Annotated in this window: 15 protein-coding genes; 2 read left to right on the plus strand and 13 right to left on the minus strand. The window is 37.7% G+C overall.

The window, feature by feature from the left end:
* Positions 1 to 17: 17 nt before the first annotated feature.
* From IGL70_RS07770 to IGL70_RS07780, 3 genes are all read right to left on the minus strand, one after another.
* Positions 18 to 731, minus strand: a complete 714-nt coding sequence (locus IGL70_RS07770; RefSeq protein WP_002288396.1) for a YpmS family protein — start codon at positions 729 to 731, stop codon at positions 18 to 20.
* Positions 732 to 733: 2 nt separating this feature from the next.
* A complete protein-coding gene (locus tag IGL70_RS07775) occupies positions 734 to 1630 on the minus strand; it encodes an SGNH/GDSL hydrolase family protein (RefSeq protein WP_104873787.1) in 897 nt (298 codons plus the stop codon).
* Between the two features lie 157 nt (positions 1631 to 1787).
* On the minus strand, positions 1788 to 2630 hold the full coding sequence (locus tag IGL70_RS07780; RefSeq protein ID WP_002298122.1) for a DegV family protein: 843 nt from the start codon (positions 2628 to 2630) through the stop codon (positions 1788 to 1790).
* A gap of 131 nt (positions 2631 to 2761) precedes the next feature.
* Between IGL70_RS07780 and trhA the strand changes: the two genes are divergently transcribed.
* Positions 2762 to 3415, plus strand: a complete 654-nt coding sequence (trhA, locus tag IGL70_RS07785) for a PAQR family membrane homeostasis protein TrhA (protein ID WP_002288393.1) — start codon at positions 2762 to 2764, stop codon at positions 3413 to 3415.
* A 62-nt stretch (positions 3416 to 3477) separates the two neighbouring features.
* Here trhA and IGL70_RS07790 read toward each other — a convergent pair whose 3' ends face one another.
* The 8 genes from IGL70_RS07790 to IGL70_RS07825 form a co-directional block, all read right to left on the minus strand.
* Positions 3478 to 4005, minus strand: a complete 528-nt coding sequence (locus IGL70_RS07790) for a dihydrofolate reductase (protein WP_002288392.1) — start codon at positions 4003 to 4005, stop codon at positions 3478 to 3480.
* Between the two features lie 19 nt (positions 4006 to 4024).
* A complete protein-coding gene (locus IGL70_RS07795; RefSeq protein ID WP_002298126.1) occupies positions 4025 to 4972 on the minus strand; it encodes a thymidylate synthase in 948 nt (315 codons plus the stop codon).
* Between the two features lie 11 nt (positions 4973 to 4983).
* Positions 4984 to 6867, minus strand: a complete 1884-nt coding sequence (locus IGL70_RS07800; protein ID WP_033581979.1) for an ABC-F family ATP-binding cassette domain-containing protein — start codon at positions 6865 to 6867, stop codon at positions 4984 to 4986.
* A 167-nt stretch (positions 6868 to 7034) separates the two neighbouring features.
* Entirely contained in the window at positions 7035 to 9107 is a 2073-nt protein-coding gene (locus IGL70_RS07805; RefSeq protein WP_002324658.1) for a cation:proton antiporter, read from the minus strand.
* 12 nt (positions 9108 to 9119) lie between these two features.
* A complete protein-coding gene (locus IGL70_RS07810; RefSeq protein ID WP_002290188.1) occupies positions 9120 to 9395 on the minus strand; it encodes a hypothetical protein in 276 nt (91 codons plus the stop codon).
* Positions 9396 to 9756: 361 nt separating this feature from the next.
* Positions 9757 to 10212, minus strand: coding sequence for a hypothetical protein (locus IGL70_RS07815; RefSeq protein WP_002290187.1), 456 nt, complete (start codon positions 10210 to 10212; stop codon positions 9757 to 9759).
* A gap of 153 nt (positions 10213 to 10365) precedes the next feature.
* The gene (locus IGL70_RS07820; protein ID WP_002324657.1) at positions 10366 to 11574 is read right to left on the minus strand and encodes a CCA tRNA nucleotidyltransferase; all 1209 of its coding nucleotides are present in this window, start codon (positions 11572 to 11574) and stop codon (positions 10366 to 10368) included.
* A 111-nt stretch (positions 11575 to 11685) separates the two neighbouring features.
* Positions 11686 to 12018 carry a nucleotide pyrophosphohydrolase gene (locus tag IGL70_RS07825; protein ID WP_002290045.1) on the minus strand — a complete coding sequence of 111 codons (333 nt, stop codon included), beginning with the start codon at positions 12016 to 12018 and terminating at the stop codon, positions 11686 to 11688.
* A gap of 147 nt (positions 12019 to 12165) precedes the next feature.
* Here IGL70_RS07825 and IGL70_RS07830 point away from each other — a divergent pair, with 147 nt between their 5' ends.
* The gene (locus tag IGL70_RS07830) at positions 12166 to 13041 is read left to right on the plus strand and encodes a YitT family protein (RefSeq protein ID WP_002294412.1); all 876 of its coding nucleotides are present in this window, start codon (positions 12166 to 12168) and stop codon (positions 13039 to 13041) included.
* Between the two features lie 81 nt (positions 13042 to 13122).
* Here IGL70_RS07830 and IGL70_RS07835 read toward each other — a convergent pair whose 3' ends face one another.
* Both IGL70_RS07835 and IGL70_RS07840 read right to left on the minus strand, forming a co-directional pair.
* Positions 13123 to 13704: a ReoY family proteolytic degradation factor gene (locus IGL70_RS07835; RefSeq protein WP_002289878.1), complete on the minus strand. Its 582-nt coding sequence runs from the start codon at positions 13702 to 13704 to the stop codon at positions 13123 to 13125.
* 5 nt (positions 13705 to 13709) lie between these two features.
* The gene (locus IGL70_RS07840) at positions 13710 to 14969 is read right to left on the minus strand and encodes a tetratricopeptide repeat protein (RefSeq protein ID WP_002298134.1); all 1260 of its coding nucleotides are present in this window, start codon (positions 14967 to 14969) and stop codon (positions 13710 to 13712) included.

Genomic DNA, 14969 nt, shown 5'->3' on the forward strand with positions numbered 1-14969 from the left:
TGATTCCCCCTCTAATACTACTCATCCGATGATTTTTTATTTTCTTTTGTCTTGCTTTCAGTACTGCTGGTGCTAGTTTTGTTGGTATTTGAGTTGTTTGAAGCATCAGAGGTATCTTTTGGCAAATATAGACTAAACCGAATGTCATCATTTACTAAGTCGATTTTATCTGCTTTAATATACATCCCGTTTTGCATTCGGAATTGATCCAACCTAAGCATGATAGTCAGATCATCTGTATTGACTTCGATCCAATCTGGTAATTTATAGTTTCTCTTGATCATATTCATCACATCTTTGATTGGCAAACTCAATGTTCCGATAGAAAGACTTCTAGCTTTTAGTTGGACATTTCCGTTTTCCATCACATACGGATCAAAATATAAATAGAAATCGATAGGAAAACCTAGTACTTCGAAAGTACCATTGAGTAGTGCTTCATTTTCCAAATAAAATTTATATTCAATATCGCTATCTTTTTGATACTCACTAAGGAAAAAGCTGATGATTTGATTGACTTTTTCTTTATTTGAATTGATCGTTAAGACAGGATCTCCTTGTCTTTCCGTAAGAGCTGGTATTTCTGGGAGTTCTGGTTCCCGATTAGCAAAAATACGGCTGCCTAAAAATACGGTCGAACCAAGTACTACCCCAAGAAGGATAAGGAAGGCGAATTTCCAGTAATTTGTTTTCTTTGTTTTGTTTGAAGATACGTCAGATCTTGTTTTCATGTTTATTGATCATCCTCCTTCTCTAGCCATTGGTTTTGTGTCTCGATCAGCTGATCTCTCACTGCATTTGCCATCAATTGATAACCTAAATTATTTGGATGGAAATGATCTTCTTCATAGAGCACATTATTTTTGATGCCATTTAGATTTTCTGTCGTGCTAGTTGTTTGATCTGTTCCTTCTTCTGTGACACCTACTTCCTGATTCAATCCTTGATAAAGCAAATCATTGATTGGGATAAAGTAGCAGTTCGGCATTTTTTTCGTCACCGTTTCTGTTCCTTTGTTCCAATTGTTAACAATTGTCTGCATGTCAGTGATCTCAGGAAAGTTCAAATAAAATGGATTGTAGATGCCTAAAATGTAAATAGGTGCGGTTTTATTGAGGGATCGAAATTCTTCCAATAGTTCTGTGACATTTTCCTGATAGTTTTTCAGTGGCTTTTTAAAGGAATTGACCGTTAACCCGAATAAATTATTTTGGATAACTTTCATCAAATCATTACCGCCAACAGTCAGTGTGATAAAATCAGCTGTTTTGATATTGTTTCGAATTTCTTCTTTTGTTTTTACTCGCTTTAAGATCTGGTCACTTCGTTCACCATTTACACCATAGTTTTCTGTTTCAACCGCGGTCAAATTATAACGGTCTTTTAGATCATTTGCGACAAGGGGAACGAATCCTCCTTGCTTGGTTTGATCTCCTACTCCTTCAGTCAGCGAATCTCCGATAGCTATGTAGTAAAGTTTTTCTTTTTTATTTGGATCTTCTCTCACAGTAGTTACTGGTTTCATTAGTGGGCCAGCTTTCGGTATAGAAGCAGCTAAACCTGCATAGATGATGATCGCAATTAATAATGGGAACAAAACGAGGGTCAAATGTCGTTTCGTTAATTTCATTTTTTCACCTCTTGTATTCGATTGGTTCTAATGTTATCAAAAATTTTATCAAAAAGGTAGTCTTTATGAAAAAAGAAAACAATTATTTTCCTAATTTTATAAAGAAAAAGAGAATAAGCTGCAAGCCTTTCAGGCTGAGGGCTTATCCTCTTTTCGACTAATCTACATAATACATGATTGCAAACGCGTCTTTACCAGTATGCGTAGCGATAACCGGATTCGTATGCAGTACAGGGATATGCATGTCCGGGAATAATTCTTGCAAACCCTCTTTGAATTCTTGCGCCAATTCTTTTGCATCCGCATGTGAAATACCGATTTGTCGCACATTTGGCAATTCTTTCAGTTCATTTTTCAAATTATTAAACCATTTATCGAACGTTTTCTTTCCTCGCCCCTTAGTTACAGGGATTAATTCAGAATGGGCGAAATTCATCACCACGCGTATGTTCAAAACACTAGACAGCAAACCAGTTGTTCGGCTGATTCTTCCACCTTTTACCAAGTTATCTAGTGTGGATATTCCGATGTATAATTTTGTATTGTCTTGTACTTTTTTGACTTCTTCAAGGATTTCCTCTACTGTTTTACCTTCTTTTGCTAATTCAGCTGCTCGAATTACCTGAAAAGATAATCCTTGGTCAGTGGTATCACTGTCGATAACCGTTACTTTCGTTTTTGTTAGATTACTGGCTTGTCTTGCTGCTTCTACTGTTCCACTCAAGCCTTTTGTCATATGGATCGAAATCACTTCACTGCCGTCTTCTCCTAGCTCATCATACATCGAGATGAATTCTCCAATTGGTGGTTGGCTTGTTTTGGGCAGATTTTTTGCTTTCGCCATCATTTCCATAAATCTTTCGCCGTCTAGTTGGTCATCATCGGGATATACTGTTCCGTCGATCATGATGGATAGCGGCATGACACGAATGCCTAAAGCATCGCGTACATTTTTTTCCATCGTACATGAAGAATCTGTTACGATTTTTACATTTGTCATTATTTTCTCTCTCTCTTTCTTTAACAAGATGCCTTATTCATGTTAAACTACATGTAAGACAATTTCTATTTTTAGTATAACAGACAAATAATGATTTTTCATTAATTACACCTAGTAAAGGAGCCGTTTTCATGGAAAAAACGAAATTTAATCGAACGTATGAAATATTAAATGAAGTGTTTAATGCAGTCACCCATGGAATTGGGACTGGATTGAGTATCGCGGGACTAGTGGTTCTTTTAGTAAAAGGTGCCCACTTGCATTCCTCCCTCCATATTGTCTCTTATGCTATCTATGGATCGATGATGATTCTTTTATTTTTAACGTCTACTTTGTTTCATTCATTGATTTTTACAAAAGCAAAAAAGGTGTTCCAAGTATTCGATCATAGTTCGATTTTTCTTTTGATTGCAGGAAGTTATACTCCTTTTTGTTTGCTGAGTATCCGAGGATGGCTAGGTTGGACTTTATTTGTATTAATCTGGTTGTTTGCGATTCTTGGCATTATATATAAAGCGTTGACGTTGCATAAACGGGAGAGAGTATCAAAAGTATCTACGATCATCTATATTTTTATGGGGTGGCTCTGTGTCGTGGCTGCTGTTCCTCTTTATCACTCTCTTGGAATGACTGGTGTTATTTTGATGGTAGCAGGCGGGCTTTCTTACACGATAGGCGCATTCTTTTATAGCTTGAATTCTATCCGCTATATGCATGTTGTTTGGCATTTGTTTGTTATGTTAGGTGCAGGTTTTATGTACTTCTCTGTTTTATTCTTTACTTAATAAAAAAAATAAAGCTATGGATGGGACAGCTCTAAATAACAGCTAGTCTATCCATAGCTTTTTTATATCGTCAATTCGCCTGTCCCGCTTTTTACAGGATTCTCATTACGCTGATACGTTTCAAATTGATGCGGATAACGATTTTTTTCATCCATTTCTCCTTGACTAGTATTGATCAGTGACCAATCAGACCAGTCAACAGGTGGAAAATAAGCATCTCCATCGAATACATGATGGATGACTGTACGGTATAATATCGTACAAAATGGCAGAAATTCTTGATAAACAGCTGACCCTCCAGCGATGAAAAAGATACCGTCTGTTTCTTTTTCCAGAGCAAGCACGTCTTCCACACTATGCATGACATGCACGCCTTCTGCTTTATAGGAAGAATCTCTCGTCAAAACAATCGTCTGACGATTCGGCAACGGACGGCTACCCATCCCTTCGAATGTTTTTCGTCCCATCACTAGTGTATTTGCTTCTGTCATTTGTTTGAAGAATTTCAGATCATTTGGCAAACGCCAAGGAAGACGGTCTTCTTTTCCAATCAATCCGTTTTCATCCTGTGCCCAAATTGCAGCTAACATTTTCTCATCCTTTCTGATTCTAAACAGCGATAGGAGCTTTGATCGCCGGATGTGGGTCATATCCTTCTAATTGGATATCTTCCATCTCAAAATCAAATACTGACTGCTTTTCCTGATTCAAAACTAAAGTCGGAAATGCGCGTATTTCTCGGCTCAATTGTTCTTTCATTTGTTCGATATGATTGATATAAAGATGAGCATCTCCTAATGTGTGAACAAATTCGCCAACCGCTAAACCTGTTTCATGTGCAATTAGGTGAGTCAGCAACGCATAACTTGCAATGTTGAACGGAACGCCTAGAAACACATCCCCACTGCGTTGATACAATTGGCAGCTTAGCCGTCCCTCTTGAACATAAAATTGAAACATCGTATGACAAGGAGGCAAAGCCATGCTAGGAACATCTTCCGGATTCCATGCAGAAACGATCAATCTTCTAGAATCAGGAGTCTTTTTGATTGCTTCAATCACTTCTTTGATTTGATCGATAAAGCCACCGTCTTTTGTTTCCCAGTGACGCCATTGATAGCCGTAGATGTGTCCAAGATCGCCGTATGTTTCAGCAAAGGAATCATCGGTTAGGATCTTCTCGCAAAAAAGCTTGCTCTGCTTTTTATATTCTTCATTGAATTCAGGATCTGTCAAACATCTATGGCCAAAATCAGTCATATCTGGTCCATTATAGTCTGGACTTTTGATGTAGCGTTCAAATGCCCATTCATCCCAAATATGGTTTTTATTTTGTAATAGATAGCGGATATTCGTATCTCCTTTTAAAAACCAAAGCAATTCGCTTTTGATCAATCCAAAAGGTACTCGTTTCGTTGTTAACAAAGGAAACCCTTTTTGCAGATCAAACCGCATTTGGTATCCGAATAAGCTTAATGTGCCTGTGCCTGTTCTGTCTTCTTTACGATGCCCTTCTTCCAACAATTTTCTTCCTAAGTCAAGATACGCTTGTTCCATCCTTTTTCCTCCTAATCTTCTACCCATTCACTCAAGTATTCCCACCGTGCCATTTTTTCTTCAAGTTGTGCTTCTGTTTCAGATACGTCGTTTTGCAATTCTTGTAATCGAGTGAAATTATCTCCTTGATGATTCATCTCTTCTTGGAGCAATGAGATTTTTTCTTCAAGTTCTGCAATCTCATCTTCAATCGTTTCCCATTCTTTTTGTTCCATGTAAGATAATTTCTTCTTTTCAGCAGGTTCCTTGCTCTGTATTTTTGGTTTCGCTTTTTCAGCAGGCTGCTGGGTCTCTTTTTGCTTCAGTAAATAACTGGACATGTTTCCGTAATAAAGTTCTTGTTTTCCGTTTCCTTGGAATACTAATAACTTATCTGCTACCTTGTCCAAGAAATAACGGTCATGGGAAACAGTGATCACAGCACCTGGAAAACTTCTAAAATAATCTTCCAAAATCGTCAATGTTGCTATGTCCAAATCATTGGTCGGTTCATCCAATAATAAAACATTAGGTTGCTGGATCAGCAGTTTCAACAAAAATAACCGGCGTTTTTCTCCGCCTGAAAGTTTGCCTATCAGTGTCCCATGCATAAATCTTGGAAATAAAAATCGTTCAAGTAATTCTGCTACTCCGATTTGACTGCCATCTGCTGTTTTTGCTTCTTCAGCAGCTTCTTGTAAGTAAGCAATCATCCGTTTATCTGGTGCCATTTCTTCATTTTCTTGTGTATAATACGCAAGATGAACCGTTTCACCGATAGACATTGTACCGCTATCCAGGGGAATTCTGCCAGCTAAAATATTAAGCAATGTCGATTTTCCCGCACCATTTTTACCAGTAATACCTAGTCTTTCCCGAGATTGAATCAGTAAATCTAAATGTTCTAGCAGTGTTTGGTCATTTATACGGTAACTGCCATCTTTGATTTCCAGTACTTTTTTCCCTAAACGTTGTGTCGCTAGGTTCAGCTCTAAATCATCTTCTTGGTTTACTTGGTACAAGTTCTCCTTTAGATCTTCGAAACGGTTGATCCGTGCTTGCTGCTTGGTGCCACGTGCCTGTACGCCAGCCCTCATCCAAGCTAATTCCTGTTTATAAAGCCGCTTGCGCTTTTCTTCTTGTTCTACTTCTACACGATCACGTTCTGCTTTTTCTAAGACGTAAGCTTCATAATTTCCTTTATACTCGTATAATTTTCCAAATGAAAGTTCGAAGATTCGGTTTGCTACTCTATCTAGAAAATAACGATCGTGGGTAACCATCAATAGTGCGCCACGGTATTGTTTCAAATAGTTTTCCAACCACTCGATCGCTTCATAATCTAAATGGTTTGTTGGTTCGTCTAGTAATAGTAAATCGGGTTCATCAATCAACACTTGCGCCAGACTAACTCGTTTTTTCTGACCACCTGATAAAGTACTGATTTTTTTATCTAATTCACTGATTCCTAATTTTTGCAAAATAATCTTTGCGTTGGTATCTGTAGTCCAAGCATCTTCTTTATTCATTTGTTCTTCTGCTTTAGCATAACGTTTTTGCACATCAGGGTCTTCTCCGTTTTCCCCTAGTTCGATCAACGCTTCCTCATATGCTCGAACAGTTTGGATCAAGGGGCTGTTTCCTTGAAAGACTGCTTGGAGAACAGTTAATTCATCGGAAAATTCAGCTGCTTGAGAAAGATAACCAATACGGTAATCAGTTGGATAAAACACTGTTTGCCGATCACCGTCGCCGCTATCGATACCGGCAATAATATTTAAGAGACTTGTTTTACCCGTCCCGTTCGTCCCAATCAACCCGATACGGTCTTTTTCGTGGACCAAAAAAGAAATCTGGTCAAACAAATCTTTTTCACCATAAGTTTTTTTGAGGTCAGTTACTTTTAATTCTTTCAACATGTTCCCTCCTTATCTTGGATATTGTATCATAAAAATAGTGAACTTCAGGAAAATTTTTTTGGTATTTGTTCTTTTTGTGTTCTCAAAAAAAGAACAGGACCGATTCGATCCTGTTCTGATATGTTTTGTTTTTTATAAAACTTGAAAATTTTTACCTTTTTATTTTATTGGACTCGTTTTTTTGACTTTGCTCGAAACGCAAATCGGAAAGAAAAGTTATCAGATGGTTTGTTCATCGTATAAGATTCTAACAAATTGATATTCCTGCGATAGCTGTTCGCAGAAAACGTCGTGATTTTTTCAGCAACTTCGTATTCATCAATGATTTTTCTTTCAAGATAATAACCTCTTAGCATTTTTTTCGTAAACAGACTATCTTGCTGGATCATCCACGAAGAAATCAAATTCCCCGAGTTCATTTTTATTCCTTCAAGTTTGCGTTGCTGGATAAAAAATTGAACCATCGTTTCATCATAAATATCAGTCAAGTTATCTAAACTTTCAATAATCAACTGAGTATTTTTTTGATATGTCTCTCTGATTTCTTGGATATCTTCATCACTAATAAATGTCTGACGATCAGCATATCTTCTTTGCCAAAACATTTTCGGATGGAGAACGATTCGCATTAACCTACGGACAACAATGAACCAAAAGCCGATAAAAGACAAAATCTGGCTTGTGATAGAATGTTCGAATCGAGAAAGAAAACGGGAGTAAAAACGATAACCATTAGAAGAAAGCTTGCCCGAACGATAACTTTCATCCAATCCATCCCGTTCGATCGACAAAATCAGTGCTTGTATTTCTTGTACTTCTTGCTTTTCATCATCGGTTAAATCTTCCAAGTAAAGATCACGTATCCGTTCTTGATAATTTTCTATCACTGCTTCAGTGGCTAAAAATTCTTTTGTATTACGATCAATTTCCTTTATTTCTTTTCGCAAAACTTCAACGACCTCTTCTAAAATCATCAAAGCATTCAAATCCGTGCTTTTCGCTTCCTCTGTTTCCGTCAGCATAGGCAAGACAATGATCCCTATGACCAAAGTCACTAAGATGACACCCGCCGTCAGAAACAAAAGCAAAGACCGCTGGTAAAACATCATATTATTGATTGAAAATGGCAAAATAAAAATCGTAGCCAAACTGACTGTTCCCTTTACACCGCCAAATGTTAAGATCAAGATCTCGTTCAACTGTTTTTTGAACTTTTTACTGCCATCTTTGAATACATAAAAAAGACTGATAGAAATGAATCTGATCACAAAAAGCATGACAGAGATTAATACGATAATCGCTAATAAAAGACCGTTTGGATATAAACCGTCTCCCCATACTGGCGAGAACACTTGCGTCAATTCGATTCCTAAAAATATAAATACTAATGCATTCAGTGTAAAAGCAATAGTTGTCCATGTACTGTGGGACAAGCTCGACAATTCTGCATCAAACACAGAGATTTTCCTAAAACCAGAAGCTTGGAGAATACCTGCTGCCACTGCAGCAATGATTCCAGATACATCAAATGCCTCTGCCAATACATAGGCTAGAAAAGGAAGCAAAAGTTCGATCAGCAGATACCCTGTGACATCTTGTGCTGATGCTTTTTCGATCAAATGAATTATTTTTTGTTTGAACCAGACAAGCAAAAAGCCGATCAAAGCTCCCCCAATACTAGAAACTACTAGACTCATCCCCGCGTTTACTGCTGAAAAAGATCCGGTGATCAGCGCACCAAGAGCAAACTGGAAGGCAGTAACACCAGATGCATCATTCAAAAGACCTTCTCCTTCCAAAATATGCATCGCCTTTTTAGGGATATTCACTCGTCCAGAAAGAGAACTGACTGCTACCGCATCTGTCGGACCTAACGCTGCTCCAAAAGCAAAGCAGGCAGCAAGTGGGACACTTGGCAACAGGAATGATAACGTCGCACCTACCCCGACAAGGGTCAAAATGACTCCTCCAAATGCCAAGAACAAAATTGTCCCGAAATTTTTGAGAATCGAAGAAATATCTGCTTTTTCTCCTTCTCTAAATAACAATGGTGCAATAATCATAACTAAGAACAATTCAGGTTCAAAATCGATTGATTGTCCCCACTCTGTCAGACCTAATACCACTCCAAGGAAAATTTGGATCAGTGGAGCTGGAATCATTGGCAAAATGCGGCTAGCTATGTTCGATAAGGTGATCGTTACTGCAAATACAATAACTAACTCAGCAAATTCCATCGTCCATCCCCTTTATTTTTTATTTTGTGTAAGCATTTTTAAAAATTGTTCTTTTTTCTTTAAAATTTTGGTTTCGACTACTTCAACCTGTGTTTGGTTTCCCTCTAATTCACACTGTACACGTTTTGACTCCAAACGAAGCAGATCATGTTTCAGACGTTCCAACTGACGATACATCAATATATTTCTTTTACGCAACTTACAAAGTATTTGACGGCGGTCATCCATCGAAAGGGCGCCATAGCGATCATGCAACAGTTTTTTTTGTTGTTCAAAACTCTCTCTCATTTTCCAGATCTCCTATACACAAACTTCCATCATTATAGCAAAGTTCTTTTTGGATGAAAAATATTTCATTGTTTCATCGTTTATTGCTAGTTAGAAATTTCCATAAATTTTTCAACGCCTCATTCTATTCCAAATAGTATCAGATATCAAGTAAAACTTAAGAAAGATAAAAGTTTCTGACAAAAGGATGTTTACTTTTCCATTCCTGCCTTTCTTGTTCTTTTATCACAACAAAAAAATGGGGCTGCGACAAAAATCTTGTCACAGTCCCTTATTCTGAATAAACGGTGTGGAAGAGACAGCCTATCAGTAGTAATAAGACACATCTCTTTCACAGCCTCATTTTTGCGTAAAAATCGATTTATTCGAAAAATTCCCCGTATACATCTTCTACACGTTGATCTGGATTGATCACGATATACAAGTTACCTGTTTTTTCGCTGATTTTTGTTGATTGATATTGATTGTCTAATCCTTCTGTTCCTTTATCTAGATATGGGAAGTACACAAGATCAGGTGTGCCATTTCGGTAAAGGATTTCCATTCGCTCGATATCTTCGTATTTCAATGCGCGATTAAACATGCCCATTTCCAGTCCGCCTAGGTTGATATCATGTGTCGCAACTGCGTCCCCTTCATGGAAGATTTCGATTTTAAATCCAGCACACGGATGGATTTCAACAAATTCACTGCCATTGATTCGTCCAAAACTTGTTGTGATTTGTTTGATCCAAAGATCGCCGATATGACGGCGGTTGATCGTCCAGGTTTCTCCATTTCTAAAATAAAATTTTAGCGCTGTCATTTCTTTACTCATTAAAAAGACTCCTTTATGATGTAATTTATTCTTGTACTACCTCAGTTTAGCACAAATTTATGTAAGTGGTCACATCTTATGTTTTTTCTTCTAATGACGTATCTGCCCACTTTAAGTAGCCAACAAAGCTGAGCAGATACAGTCTAGTGTTTTTTAAATCAATTTTTCTTTCGATAAAAAATCCAAAACCTGTTTTTTATCATTTTTTATTCTTTGTTCTACGACGGCTTTTTCAGCTAATTGCAAAGCTTCACTAACCCACTTACCAGGTTTTTTTCCAGTTTCTTCTAGCAAGATTTTACCATCTACTGCTAATTCGCTTAATGACTTGATAGGTAAACGATCATAGGATTCTCCTACGGCATCCATCTGAGGTGTTTCGTCAAAATAGATCATCAATTCTTCTACTTGCAGTGCATGTTTTTTGCCTAAGAAGTACAATTCGAATGGTTCCAAAGCTCCAGTTTCTCGTTGTCGTAGTCCTTGGACAAGTGCTTGAACGTCTTTAATCATTTGGTTAGAACACTTCCACGATTTCAAAAAGGAACGAATCTCATTTTCTTTTAGACCCAGTTGGCTGATCAATAATGTCCATACTTGGCTCTCTTCTTTCAATGGGACGGATGGTAATTCAGCAAAACGTAAAAGTGCTTCGCCTTCTTCTTTCAAACCGGGACAGCAAATGTAGCACTCTGTTTCAATAAATGCATGGATTCCCGCGGCCCGTTCATTTCCCAAGAGCATCTTGATGAATTCCACATTTATACGTTCTACAGATATTTTACCTAATAGCTCGTGGTTTTCTTTGATGGCGTAGAAGGTTTCTTCCTCTAATTTGAACCCTAGTTGACTGACAAAACGCAACCCGCGCATCATTCGTAAGGCATCTTCATGGAACCGCTCATGAGGATTGCCTACAGCTCGCAAGATCTGTTCTTCTAGATCTTGCAGACCATCGAACAAATCGATGATTTCTCCATCTTCTTTCAAAGCAAACGCATTGATCGTAAAATCTCTTCTTTTCAAATCTTCTGCCAACGAACGAACGAATTCGACATGATCTGGTCTACGGTAGTCCTGATAAGTTGATTCCGTCCGAAATGTGGTGATCTCATATTGTTCATCATTTTCTAATACCAACACAGTTCCATGTTCGATCCCAATATCTATCGTTTTTGGAAAAAGCTGTTTGATTTCTTCTGGAAATGCGCTTGTTGCGATATCCACATCATGGATTGGCTGGTTCAGCAAGATATCACGAACACTTCCACCTACAAAATAAGCTTCATATCCTGCATTCTCTAATTTTTTCAGAACTGGAATTGCCTTTTGGTATTCCAGAGGTAATTGTTTTAATTTCATTTTTCCAACCTTTCCTGCGTGTTTCTTGTCCTGAGATAAAGACTCAGTTGCATGGTGACTGTTTGACAAGTCCGTTTCAGAGTCTTCAAGGCCAGGACCACTTCATCTTGTTTACTCGTCCTTACGCTCAAAGCGATTATGGTCTCTTTGATTGAATTTTTCCATGTTTTTTTCAAAAACTTCAGTTAAGTCGATATTCAATGAATTAGCCATGATCATCGTAACGAATAAAACATCACCAAGTTCTTCTGCTACCGAGTTAACTGGTTCAGAAGCCTTTTTGCTTTTTTCTCCATAAGTGTGGTTGACTTCTCTTGCCAATTCACCTACTTCTTCAGTTAATCGAGCCATCTGAGCTAATGGAGAGAAATACCCCACCTTGAATTGCTGGATATATTCATCCACTTCCTGCTGCATACTGTATAAAGAACGCTTTTTATCCATCTTTTTCCCTCCAAAACTATCTTACCAAAACTTTAACGCAAATCCTAGATAAGAGCAATTGAGAAAATCGAATTTCCATGCTACATTTAGGAAGGAATTTCTAAATGGAAATTCTGTGAAAATACATAATTGAAAGCTGGAATTCATATGGTCAAACGAAAAACAGTAAAAGAAGTTCTTTTTATCATTATAGGAACAAGTATTTATGCATTTGGTCTTGTTTACTTGAACATCGCTAATCATTTAGCAGAAGGGGGCGTCTCAGGGATCACCTTGATCTTAAGAGCTTTATTTGGTATTGATCCAGCTTATACGACTTTATTAATCAACATCCCATTGATTTTACTAGGAGGAAAGATCCTCGGTAAACGTTCCTTGGCCTATACTGTTCTAGGTACACTTTCTTTGTCATTCTTTTTATGGATCTGGCAAAGGGTTCCACTAGAAATCAATTTACAGCATGATCTACTGATCGTTTCTCTACTTGCTGGTTTAGTTGCAGGTGTAGGAAGCGGGATCGTCTACCGCATGGGTGGAACAACAGGCGGCAGTGATATTATCGCTCGGATTTTAGAACAAAATTACGGCATCACTATGGGGCGTTCCCTATTGGCATTTGATATCATCGTCTTACTTGCTTCATTAACCTATATCGACTTGAAACGTATGATGTATACGTTGATTGTTTCGTATGTTTTCAGTCGTGTGATTGATTCGATCTTAGATGGCGGATATTCTGCAAAAGGTCTACTTGTCGTCTCCAACAAAAGCGAAGAGATTGCACCACTACTGATGACCGGTCTGCAAAGAGGTGTGACTTTCCTTTCTGGAGAAGGCGCATTCTCTGGTAATTCAAAAAAAATCATCTATATGGTCGTTAGCTCTAGTGAATTAACTGAAGCTAAGAGGATCGTCCACGAGATTGACGAAAAAGCTTTCCTTTCAATCATCAATGTGCATGAAGTGGAAGGGCAAGGCTTTACTTATTTGAAGCCACAGACAAGATTACTGAAAAAACTATAAGAAAAAAGACAAAGATAGGCTATGAGGAAAGATTCCACATCCAGCTGACCTTTGTCTTTTTTAGTACTATACTATTTTTAACTAATTGTTATGTTCACTTACCCGGTTACTTTTCTTTTGTGTCTGCAAAAGGATCTTTCGGTTAACTTCATCAGATAATTTCAAAAAAGCATCCCTATCTCCATCTTCTAGTGCTTGATCGATTTGAGCATAAAGCATTTTTAGTTTTGCCTCTTCTTCTTTTTCTTGAAAATATCGTTCAATTAATTCAGTATCTTCTTCACTGACTGAAGAATCCCAAGAAGAAAATGGATTGTCTTCTAAGATAGATAGATATTCTCTTGTCTGCCAAGCATTTTCGAATATACATTCCACATATAAAGGCTTTTTCCAATTCAAACGGATTTCATGAAAAATCTGGTCTGTGTCCGTAAATTCTTTTCCCTGCAAAAACAATTTCATGGGTTCCCCTTCAACAGATAGATCACTGATCTGCAGTCCTCGATCCGCAAAATTCGCCCCTTCAACAAAGTGGACATTGCTTAAAATCGCTTCATGATTGGCAAGATAATTCAAGATCCAAAAAACTTCTCTTCGGCTAAAAGATACATGATTGACCATCCACGTTAAAAAATTCTTCTTTTCCCGTACATCAATTAGCATTTTTCTCACCTCTCTGTTAGGTCATCTAATAATGACAGTGCCTCCATATCTCCTGGTTCAAGTGTTAAATAATAAGTCAATAATTCTTGCGCTCTTTTCAGCTGCCCTTCTTCTCTTAAGAAAAAGGCATACTCTTTCAAGAAATCTGGTTCATGTGATAGTTCATGATAAGCCTGTTCATAGTGTACAGCTGCAACGGTAAAGTCTTCTAATTCATTATAAGCATGGGCTAGGTTCCATTCTGCATAAGGATTAGCAGTTTCTTCCATCTGATTGATCACTTGTATCACATCTTCATATCTTTCATCATCCAAGTAAAGATTGCTTAAAGTAAGTAATGTTTCATCTTGTTTGTCTCCTACTTCTAAAGCTTTCAGTAAAAGTTCTTCTGCTCGCTGTCTATCATGCAGACGGAAAGCATTTTCCGAGGCCAGGTGATAAAGTTCGACTTGGTAAGGATTTTCTTTGATTCCTTCTTCTAACACTGTTTGTGCTTCTTCAATCATTTCTTCTTCTTGAAGAGCTTGTCCTAGATATAGATATAACGATTGATAATGCGGATTAACTTCTCGAAGTTCTTCCAGATAGTTGATTGCCTGCTGATTTTCTTTCAATTGAAGATTCGTAAAAGCTAGCTGGAACAGTCGATCATCTGTCCTTTCTTCTTTCAGTGCTTCTTCTAAAGGTGCGATAGCTGCTTCGAATTCTCCTTGCATACTTAAGGATTGTCCTAAACGTTCCTGCATCGAGATTCCTGAAATTTCATTTATCCCGCTTGCCAACAATGTTTCATAAACCACTGCTGCCTCTTTGAAACGATCAACTGAAAAATACAATTCAGCTAGCGCAAACTGGATCAATGGTTCATCAGGAAGCAACCCAGCTGCTTCTTTCAATTTTGCTTCACTCACTTCAGGGATTCCGATAACTTGGTACAAATCAGCTATCGCCAATAAGCTTTGCGGATAGTAATCACTTTGCTTATCCACTTTTTCCAGGTATTCAAAAGCTAAGTCGATCTCATTATCTTCGATTGCAATTTCTGCTAACGGGATGTTCAGTCCGTCATTTTCTGGGTATTGGTTGATCAGTTGTTCAAAAATCTGTTTTGCTTCGATCAAAAAGCCAATAGCCAGCAATTCTTCGCCTAGTTCAGCTAATATATCTGCTGGGTCTTCTTTTAATGCTTTTTCTAAAAAGATTTGTGCTTGTGACAAGTCTTCATCTGATAAAGCTTGCAACATTTTTTCGCTATTTGTATTCAT

The organism is Enterococcus sp. DIV0901a (genome assembly GCF_051711525.1).
Taxonomy (GTDB): Bacteria; Bacillota; Bacilli; order Lactobacillales; family Enterococcaceae; genus Enterococcus_B; species Enterococcus_B faecium.

What these genes read in the sequence shown, in the direction of transcription:
- IGL70_RS07780 (WP_002298122.1), bottom strand. Translation starts at nt 2,630, where the DNA reads ATGACAAATGTAAAAATCGTAACAGATTCTTCATGTACGATGGAAAAA.
- IGL70_RS07825 (WP_002290045.1), bottom strand. Translation starts at nt 12,018, where the DNA reads ATGGATAAAAAGCGTTCTTTATACAGTATGCAGCAGGAAGTGGATGAA.
- IGL70_RS07810 (WP_002290188.1), bottom strand. Translation starts at nt 9,395, where the DNA reads ATGAGAGAGAGTTTTGAACAACAAAAAAAACTGTTGCATGATCGCTAT.
- IGL70_RS07815 (WP_002290187.1), bottom strand. Translation starts at nt 10,212, where the DNA reads ATGAGTAAAGAAATGACAGCGCTAAAATTTTATTTTAGAAATGGAGAA.
- IGL70_RS07795 (WP_002298126.1), bottom strand. Translation starts at nt 4,972, where the DNA reads ATGGAACAAGCGTATCTTGACTTAGGAAGAAAATTGTTGGAAGAAGGG.
- IGL70_RS07820 (WP_002324657.1), bottom strand. Translation starts at nt 11,574, where the DNA reads ATGAAATTAAAACAATTACCTCTGGAATACCAAAAGGCAATTCCAGTT.
- IGL70_RS07770 (WP_002288396.1), bottom strand. Translation starts at nt 731, where the DNA reads ATGAAAACAAGATCTGACGTATCTTCAAACAAAACAAAGAAAACAAAT.
- IGL70_RS07840 (WP_002298134.1), bottom strand. Translation starts at nt 14,969, where the DNA reads ATGAATACAAATAGCGAAAAAATGTTGCAAGCTTTATCAGATGAAGAC.
- IGL70_RS07775 (WP_104873787.1), bottom strand. Translation starts at nt 1,630, where the DNA reads ATGAAATTAACGAAACGACATTTGACCCTCGTTTTGTTCCCATTATTA.
- IGL70_RS07790 (WP_002288392.1), bottom strand. Translation starts at nt 4,005, where the DNA reads ATGTTAGCTGCAATTTGGGCACAGGATGAAAACGGATTGATTGGAAAA.
- IGL70_RS07805 (WP_002324658.1), bottom strand. Translation starts at nt 9,107, where the DNA reads ATGGAATTTGCTGAGTTAGTTATTGTATTTGCAGTAACGATCACCTTA.
- trhA (WP_002288393.1), top strand. Translation starts at nt 2,762, where the DNA reads ATGGAAAAAACGAAATTTAATCGAACGTATGAAATATTAAATGAAGTG.
- IGL70_RS07830 (WP_002294412.1), top strand. Translation starts at nt 12,166, where the DNA reads ATGGTCAAACGAAAAACAGTAAAAGAAGTTCTTTTTATCATTATAGGA.
- IGL70_RS07835 (WP_002289878.1), bottom strand. Translation starts at nt 13,704, where the DNA reads ATGCTAATTGATGTACGGGAAAAGAAGAATTTTTTAACGTGGATGGTC.